Genomic DNA, 8,573 nt, shown 5'->3' on the forward strand with positions numbered 1-8,573 from the left:
CATACTCCATACCAATTAACCGCTTTGTTTCTTTCGGATTCTCCTCAATGTGATTCAGTATATTACTCATATTTTAGTGTCAAAAAACTTCTCATGATGTTCTTTTACCACAAAACATACTATTTTGGAGATGTCTACGTTCGATCGCTTGGCTGAGATTGTGGAAAAATTCATTGCTGCGATCGCTCTCAAAAAGTACAGCCTTTATGTGATGGATTACGGTGCACCGATTGGCTATCGGATTGCCGCTAAATATCCAGAGCGCGTGCAATCTCTGATTGTTCAAAATGGCAATGCTTACGAGGAAGGTCTACGCGAATTTTGGGAGCCGATTAAGGCATACTGGCAAGAGCGATCGCCTGAAAATACTGAAAAGCTCAAATATCTTGTCAGCTTAGAAGCAACAAAGTGGCAATATACCAACGGTGTTCGCAATTTAGAAGCGATCAGCCCCGATACCTGGACTATCGATCAACATTTCCTCGATCGCCCCGGAAACGGTGAGATTCAACTGGCACTGCTGTATAGCTATGGCACCAATCCACCTCTCTATCCCCAATGGCAAGAGTATTTCCGCCAGTATCAACCCCCTACCCTGATTGTTTGGGGCAAGAACGACTACATCTTTCCTGCTGAGGGTGCTTATCCCTACCAGCGTGACTTGAAAGACGTTGAGTTCCATCTACTCGATACCGGACATTTTGCCCTGGAAGAGGATGGGGATGCGATCGCCGATCAGATCCGACAGTTTATGACCACTCGCATTGCAGAACGCATAAAGTTGTAGAAGCAATGGGGCGAACTCTAGGTGAGTCCATTAATTTTACAGATAGCGAATTAGAAGATGGAACGATTATCAAAGATGCGTGCGTTGATTGTAGATGATTTTCAAAGTGCAACATTTCGCACTGCCGAAATTCCGCGACCGGAACCCACTGCCAACCAGGTTCTGGTGCGAATCAAGGCGAGTGGTGTTAACCCGCTCGACAGCAAAATTCGCACAGGTAAAGCGCCCCATGCTAAACCTGTTCTGCCTGCTGTACTGGGAACCGATCTAGCTGGGGTCATTGAAGCAGTTGGACAGGATGTTACCACGTTCAAAGTCGGTGATGAGGTTTATGGACTGACGGGTGGAGTTGGTGGACTTCAAGGTTCACTGGCTGAATTTGCTGCCGTCGATCCCGATCTGTTGGCAAAAAAGCCGACTCACTTCAGTATGCGTGAAGCCGCTGCATTACCCCTAGTATTTTTGACTGCATGGGAAGGGTTGGTCGATCGGGCTAATGTGCGCGACGGTCAGAAGGTTCTTGTACTCGGTGGGTCTGGCGGTGTAGGGCATATCGCTGTGCAGATTGCGAAAGCGCATGGTGCCACAGTGTTCGCGACTGCCTCGGCTGCCAAGCATGACATGGTGCAACAACTCGGTGCTATGCCAATCGACTACCGCACCACATCAATCGAGCAGATCGTGCAGACATTTACGGATGGTCGAGGCTTTGATGTGGTCTACGACACGGTTGGGGGTTCCACTTTGGATGATGCATTCAAAGCAGTATGCAATTACGGTCACGTCGTCAGTAGCTACGGCTGGGGACAGCATAACTTGATGCCTCTCTCACGGAAATCTGCGACGTATTCGGGCGTGTTCGTACTTCTGCCTCTATTGACTGGTAAAGGTCGTGCTCATCATGGTGAGATTCTGCGGCAGGCAACGCAATTGGCAGAAGCCAATCAATTGCGTCCAGTGGTTGACCCTCGCCATTTCATTTTAGATACTGCATTGTCTGCCCACGAAGCGGTGGAGCAAGGTACGGCTGTCAGTAAAATCGTGATCGATTTATAACCCGTGCTTTCAAGTTAACCGATCGACAGTGCCATTTCAACACATAGTTTACCATTCATCAAAGGAGAATGTTATGGTTGCTCAAGCAAATTCGCAAGCAGCAAAAATTCTGGAAGTTGCGGATGATCCACGTCTTTCCAAAGGAACGAAGGAATTTTTGAAAGTGCTGAATTCAGGGGGTGTGGCACTGGAGAAACTGACTCCAATCGAAGCACGCCAAGTTCTTGTAGATGCACAGGCTTCGGTTTCAGTAGACCTTTCAGGCATTGAAGAGTCCCAAAAGACGATTACTGCTGATGGTTATTCAATTACCCTTGATATTGTACGACCTGAAGGGGTCAAAGGCACATTGCCTGTTTTCATCTTTATTCATGGTGGTGGTTGGGTGCTGGGTGATTACCCAACACACAAGCGTATGGTTCGCGATCTGGTTGTGCTTTCAGGGTTTGCAGGTGTCTTTGTTAACTATACTCGCACGCCAGATGCTCAGTACCCACAGGCAATCAATGAGATTTATGCTGTAACCAAATGGGTTGCCGAGCATGGCGAGGAGATTGGCGTGGATGGCAAGAATTTGGCAGTCGTTGGCAACAGTGTCGGCGGTAACATGACAACTGTTACTGCTTTGAAGGCGAAAGAAAAAGGAGGACCACACATCAAACTGCAAATCCTCATGTGGCCCATTGTAGATGCGGATTTTGAAACGAATTCTTATCACCAATTTGGCGATCAGCGTTTTCTGACTGTACCAACAATGAAGTGGATGTATGATATGTACATCGCTGACCCAGAAAAGCGCAAAGACATTTATGCTTCTCCCCTACAGGCGACGGTTGAGCAACTCAAAGGCTTGCCTCCGGCGTTAATTGTGGTTGCAGAAAGCGATATCTTGCATGACGAAGGCACAGCCTATGGACGCAAGCTCGATGAAGCTGGGGTTGAGGTGACAACTGTGCAGTACAACGGTATGATTCATGACTTCGGACTACTGAATGGTTTAGCCGAGTTGCCAGAAACCCGTTCTCTATTTGTTCAAGCTGCTGCTGAATTGAAAAAACATCTGCAATAGGATGCGATCGATGTTTTTGGGGAAGGGGAAAGACGCTCTTCCATCGCTTTGCTGCTTACCGAGTTATACCAATTCGCAATAGCCTACGCTGTTTTCATGCCCGTAGGGCTGTACGCAATTAAAAAACTTAGATGCAGCAAAGCTTTGGTGGGTTTGCATCTGTATCATATTTTTCGTGAAATGGTATTACCTGCTATGAACAGCCACACACCGAGCGCTAGGGACATTATCGGGCCATCACCGTTAATTGCGATTGAAAACGAAGCACCGCCCAAGCTGATTGTCGATCCACCGCTTCCCGAACCACTAGCCCAGGGTCGCGTCTTTATCCAGTACCGGACGGAGAATTTGCGTGTGTTGCCAGTGTTTGGCAAAGGTGCCCTCGAAGTATCGCCGCGCATCGGTCATATCCACATCACCGTTGACGACGCGCCGTGGCATTTTGTCGATGCCAGTGGAGAAACGGTGATCCTGGTCGGACTGGAACCTGGCGCGCACAAGGTGCTGATCGAACTAGCTGACCCCATGCACAAAGTAATCACAAGTGAAACTGTAAAGTTCACGCTGCCCGATCCTCAGAAATCATCATGAAAAAACTAGACGGAAAAATTGTAGTTATGACAGGGGCATCTGAGGAAACGCTGCACATCGCGGGTGGTATTCATTGAACTGTATCAAACTGCTTTTGAGGTAATACTTACAGCAGAATCCAGAAGTAAAACAGGGTTCTTACCTGGCTTTGGGACTTAGTTTGTATACTTCACCAACTTAAATGTTGTAATTTTAATTTAACCATGCTGAGATGTTGGCGTACCACTCCGTGGAAGCAAGCTACGCGGAGCGTCTCCAAGAGTTGCCTCTCGGAACGAGAATCGCCATCCTATCACTTACATCCTATGAACAACCCCGAAAATCCTCGACTACCCCTGCCGCCTTTCGATCATGAATCCGCTATCCGAAAAGTCCGAATTGCAGAAGATGCTTGGAACACACGTAACCCGGAACTAGTATCACTCGCTTACACGTCGGATAGCCTTTGGCGCAACCGTTCAGAATTTCTCTCTGGTCGTGAGGCGATCGTAGAGTTCTTGACCCGTAAGTGGCTTAAAGAATTAGATTACCGCCTGATCAAAGAGCTTTGGGCTTTTCGGGACAACCGAATTGCTGTCCGGTTTGCTTACGAATGGTATGATGATTCCGGCAACTGGTTCCGTTCCTATGGCAATGAAAATTGGGAGTTCGACGAACATGGATTTATGAGGTGGCGTATTGCCAGCATCAACGACCTGCCAATTCACCAGAGCGAACGCAAATTCCACTGGATATTGGGTCGTCGTCCCGAAGATCATCCCGGATTGTCCGACCTTAATCTTTGAGAAGCCCGAACAACGACAATATCACGCAGTTGAGATACTGGTATGGGAGGCGGCTGACGGCAAGGTGTGGCTGAGTTTCCTAATTATTTAAAACAGCGTTTTTCTATTGCCGATGAGTTGGTGAAGAACATCGCTATCATTGCACCTTTAATCCATCAAGCAGTGCTTTAATTAACTTATTTGTTGATTCAATTTAAATACTTGACTATTAACCCAATTTAAAATTCTTATGAAACTCATCTCTGTAAATGTCGGACTGCCGCGTGAAGTGACCTGGAAAGGGAAAACAGTTAGCACTGGAATTTTTAAAGAACCAGTTAGCGATCGCGTCATGGTGCGCGTACTCAATTTAGACGGTGACGGACAAGCCGATCTCACCGTTCATGGCGGAGCAGACAAAGCAGTATATGCATACCCATTCGAGCATTATGATTATTGGCGAGGTGAATTGCCTGACACAGAGCTACCGTTAGGCATCTTTGGCGAAAATTTCACAACGACCGGACTGAGAGAAGAAGACGTGAATATTGGCGATCGCTTCAAAATTGGCAGTGTGGAACTAATGGTGACACAACCTCGCCTACCCTGTTACAAACTCGGCATTCGGTTTGGGCGACCTGATATGGTGAAACGATTTCTTGCAAGTCGCCGCACCGGATTTTACTTTCGTGTTTTGCAAGAGGGCGAAGTAGTCGCTGGAGACACTTTAGAGTTGGTGAGCCGGGATGACAACAATATTACTGTTGCTAATATCACTCAGCTTTATACTCGTGAGCAGAACAATCCAGAGTTACTTCACCAAGCTGTTCAACTTGAAGCCTTACCGGAAAGTTGGCGCAACTACTTCCAAGAGCAAAGTCGCCGTCAGGATGTGAAATAAAGGCTTGCTGGAATGCTAAACAAGTATTAATATTACAAAACTCTTGAAAATAATGAAAACACTACTGAAAATATCGGCGTTACTCCTTGTTCTGCCAATAAGTATCTTAGCTAATTTTTCCTTAAGAGCTTCTGCTGATTCTACTGCTGGCATTATCCTGAGTACAAAATGCCAGGGTGGCTACAACATCAATATTTGGCAGAATTATACTTCCGGTGAACTGCTTTATCGCGCGACCAGTGCCAACGGTAATTTAAGCTTGGGCAAAGGAACTAGCCAAGCAACAGAAGGTGTTCGAGTGTATAAGTTTCGGAATGGAATTTATGAATATTGGGTGTGGGATGGCACGTTAGATAACCCGCAGTCTGGAACTTTAGAGGTGTATAAAAACAATCGTATCTTGATGCAGCAAGCTTGTACGAAAAGTTGAATTTTCTAGCAGGTATTATCCGCTTTTTTAAACATATTTAGGAGAAGTATCTTGATTTAAACTCGTTAAATATATCATCGTTAAAACTTTCTCAGAAAGCTAATCTTTATTGAAGTTCATAACACCTGCTAAACATCGTATTCACAAACTCAAAAGATATGGAAGTGGACATTCAACACTATGACGATATTATTATCGGCGGCGGCAAAGCGGGTAAAACACTTGCACCAGCACTGGTTGCTGACGGACGTAAAACCGCGCTGGTTGAACGCAGTTTAAATATGATTGGTGGCGGGTGCATTAATATTGCCTGCATTCCTACTAAAACTATGGTGGCGAGTGCCACTGTAGCAAACACAGTGCGAAACAGTGCCGTTTATGGTGTAAAAGCCAATACACCCATCGTTAATTTAGCAGAGGTGATCCAACGAAAACGATCGGTTGTGCAATCTGCGCGTGAAATGAACTTGCACAATTTAGAAACGGCTCTGGATAACAACTTGATTATTGGCGAAGCAAAGTTTGTTGCTCCTAAAACAATTGAAGTAACGACGGCTCTTGGGAACAATCGCTTACTTACCGCCGAACGCTTATTTATTAATACAGGCACACGACCGTTAATTCCATCTATCCCCGGACTCACTGAAGTTGAGTTTTTAACGAGTGAGTCGATTATGGAGCTAGAATACTTGCCTGAACACCTGATCGTTCTCGGTAGTGGCTACATTGGTTTAGAGTTTGCCCAGATGTTTCGGCGCTTTGGCTCTCGCGTTACTGTCATTGGGCAAAGTGAGCAAATCCTTTCACAGCAAGATCCAGATATAGCGATCGCAGTTCAAACATTGCTAGAACGAGACGGTATTGAATTCTTGCTGAAGGCGAAGGTGTTAAGGGTTGATCGCACTGGTAATCAAACCATCCTGCAAATCCAAGTTGGCGATCGCTCCCTCAGCCTCCAGGGTTCGCATTTGCTTGTCGCCGTTGGTCGTGCGCCCAATACCGATAGCTTAAATTTAGCTGCTGCTGGTGTGGCAACCGATACACGCGGATTTATTCAAGTTAGCGATCGCTTAGAGACGAACATTCCGGGGATTTGGGCGTTAGGCGACATCAACGGTGGCCCGCAATACACTCATATATCCCTCGATGATTATCGCATTATCAAAGCTAATTTAATTGATGGGGGCAACCGGAGTACACGGGATCGATTGGTTCCATCTTGTCTATTCATCGATCCAGAACTGGCTCATGTGGGTTTGACTGAAACTCAAGCACAGCAACAAGGATATGCTATCCGCGTGGCGAAGGTGGATGCGTCAGCCGTTCCCAGAGCAAGAACACTCGGTCAAACCGATGGACTTCTGAAGGCGATCGTGGATACAGCTACAGGTCGTATTCTAGGGTGTTCCCTGTTGTGTCATGAAGCAGGTGAAGTGATTTCAACGGTGCAGATGGTGATGCAAGCTCAGATGCCCTACACCGTTCTGCGCGATGGTATTTTGACTCATCCCACGATGACCGAAGGGTTAAATATATTGTTTTCCAAGTTGTAAAGAGACAGCAATTGCAGATCCAAGGACTTACCAAATAAACGACATTTCACTCTTGAAAAAAGTAGATATAGCATGATGAGTAAAACATCTAAAGTCGGTATTATTGGTGCAGGTAATGTAGGTGCAGACGTTGCAAATGCTTTAGTTCTACTCGGTAGATGTGTAAGGGTTGTCCTTTTTGACCGAACCTTATCAAAAGCTGAAGGGCAAGTATGGGATATCGAAGACAGCATTCCCCTACTTAAAGAGATGGAAATTCTACCATCAAATCAGTATGAAGATCTAGCTGATTCAGATATCATTATTGTGACTGTTGGAGTGCAGCCAAAACAAGGACAGACCCGATTAGATTCATTGAGCGATAATGCAGAGATTATACGTTCGACAATCAAAGAATTGGATCGAGTTGCACCGAATTCAATCATAATTATCGTTAGCAATCCAGTGGATGTACTAACGCGGATTGCTCAAGCTACTTCCACCAGAGCAGAAAACCTAATTTTCGGTTCGGGTACCGTTCTTGATACTGCTAGACTGAGATATCAACTTGGAAAGCGACTGAATGTCGCCAAACAAGACATTCATGCTTATGTGATTGGAGAGCATGGAGACAGTCAATTTGTCGTTTGGTCTAGTGCATTTATTGGGGGAATTCTGTTAACTGAATTTCCCATACCACAAGGAGTAACGCTAGAACAAATTCAGCAAGAGTACGCACAGTTAACTCGTAAACGAGGCTATAACATTTTTGAACGCAAAGGAAATACAAGCTATGGTATATCAACAGTAGTTTGTCAGTTAGTTGATACCATCCTGCGAGATGAAAAGCAGATATTTCCAGTATCGGCCAGAGCAGATTCTAACTATGGAGTTGGCAGTGAAGTTGTTCTTGGACTTCCATGTATCATTGGCTCAACAGGCATTGAGCGCCAACTGCTGTTATCAAGAAATGCTCATGAACAACGCTTATTAGAAGAATCAGCCAACAAACTCAATGAAGCCCATAATTTTTTGCATAATTAAAATAAATTGGGTGTGGTTATAGTTGAAAATACAGTATCCTGAACAATACTTTTGCTATCAAGTAGAACAAGGCAATACATAAAAGATGATTTATAAAGTAAACCTTAAATTGTAGGGTGCGTTATAGCAACGCTTAACGCACCGAGAAACATGGTGCGTTACTACTTAATATTTACTTTATAAATAGCCTCTAATACCAATTCTGTATAAAGATGCACATAATCAAGACCCCCCTGTAGTCCCCCCTTGCTAAGGGCTACGGTGTACACACAAGTGGGATTTTCTTTATAGACAGGACTTACGCAACTGGCACAAAAAGGGGGTAAGGTGCAGCCCTACCCAGCGACAATTCAACTCAAACCAAGCACATAAAAATACTTGGGCGTTTTAGTTGCTGAA

General features: G+C 45.3%; 9 protein-coding genes. All 9 read left to right on the forward strand.

The features are described 5' to 3' along the window. Positions 1–130 precede the first annotated feature (130 nt). The 9 genes from H6H03_RS38345 to H6H03_RS38385 all read left to right on the forward strand — a co-directional run bounded on the left by H6H03_RS38345 (position 131) and on the right by H6H03_RS38385 (position 8,174). A complete protein-coding gene (locus tag H6H03_RS38345; RefSeq protein WP_242065764.1) occupies positions 131–787 on the forward strand; it encodes an alpha/beta fold hydrolase in 657 nt (218 codons plus the stop codon). 57 nt (positions 788–844) lie between these two features. Beyond that, the gene (locus H6H03_RS38350) at positions 845–1,843 is read left to right on the forward strand and encodes a zinc-dependent alcohol dehydrogenase family protein (protein WP_242065765.1); all 999 of its coding nucleotides are present in this window, start codon (positions 845–847) and stop codon (positions 1,841–1,843) included. A 28-nt stretch (positions 1,844–1,871) separates the two neighbouring features. Further along, positions 1,872–2,912, forward strand: coding sequence for an alpha/beta hydrolase (locus H6H03_RS38355; RefSeq protein WP_313932036.1), 1,041 nt, complete (start codon positions 1,872–1,874; stop codon positions 2,910–2,912). A gap of 96 nt (positions 2,913–3,008) precedes the next feature. Further along, positions 3,009–3,503 carry a DUF6130 family protein gene (locus H6H03_RS38360; RefSeq protein WP_199339234.1) on the forward strand — a complete coding sequence of 165 codons (495 nt, stop codon included), beginning with the start codon at positions 3,009–3,011 and terminating at the stop codon, positions 3,501–3,503. Between the two features lie 203 nt (positions 3,504–3,706). Next, a complete protein-coding gene (locus H6H03_RS38365) occupies positions 3,707–4,288 on the forward strand; it encodes a nuclear transport factor 2 family protein (RefSeq protein ID WP_199339235.1) in 582 nt (193 codons plus the stop codon). Between the two features lie 229 nt (positions 4,289–4,517). Beyond that, entirely contained in the window at positions 4,518–5,168 is a 651-nt protein-coding gene (locus H6H03_RS38370) for an MOSC domain-containing protein (RefSeq protein ID WP_190960217.1), read from the forward strand. A gap of 52 nt (positions 5,169–5,220) precedes the next feature. After that, positions 5,221–5,598: a hypothetical protein gene (locus H6H03_RS38375; RefSeq protein WP_190960218.1), complete on the forward strand. Its 378-nt coding sequence runs from the start codon at positions 5,221–5,223 to the stop codon at positions 5,596–5,598. A 158-nt stretch (positions 5,599–5,756) separates the two neighbouring features. Continuing rightward, a complete protein-coding gene (locus H6H03_RS38380; RefSeq protein ID WP_190960219.1) occupies positions 5,757–7,151 on the forward strand; it encodes a mercuric reductase in 1,395 nt (464 codons plus the stop codon). 72 nt (positions 7,152–7,223) lie between these two features. After that, positions 7,224–8,174: an L-lactate dehydrogenase gene (locus H6H03_RS38385; RefSeq protein WP_190960220.1), complete on the forward strand. Its 951-nt coding sequence runs from the start codon at positions 7,224–7,226 to the stop codon at positions 8,172–8,174. Positions 8,175–8,573 lie beyond the last annotated feature (399 nt).

Origin of the sequence: Nostoc paludosum FACHB-159 (assembly GCF_014698835.1) — a bacterium.
GTDB classification, from domain to species: domain Bacteria; phylum Cyanobacteriota; class Cyanobacteriia; order Cyanobacteriales; family Nostocaceae; genus Nostoc; species Nostoc paludosum.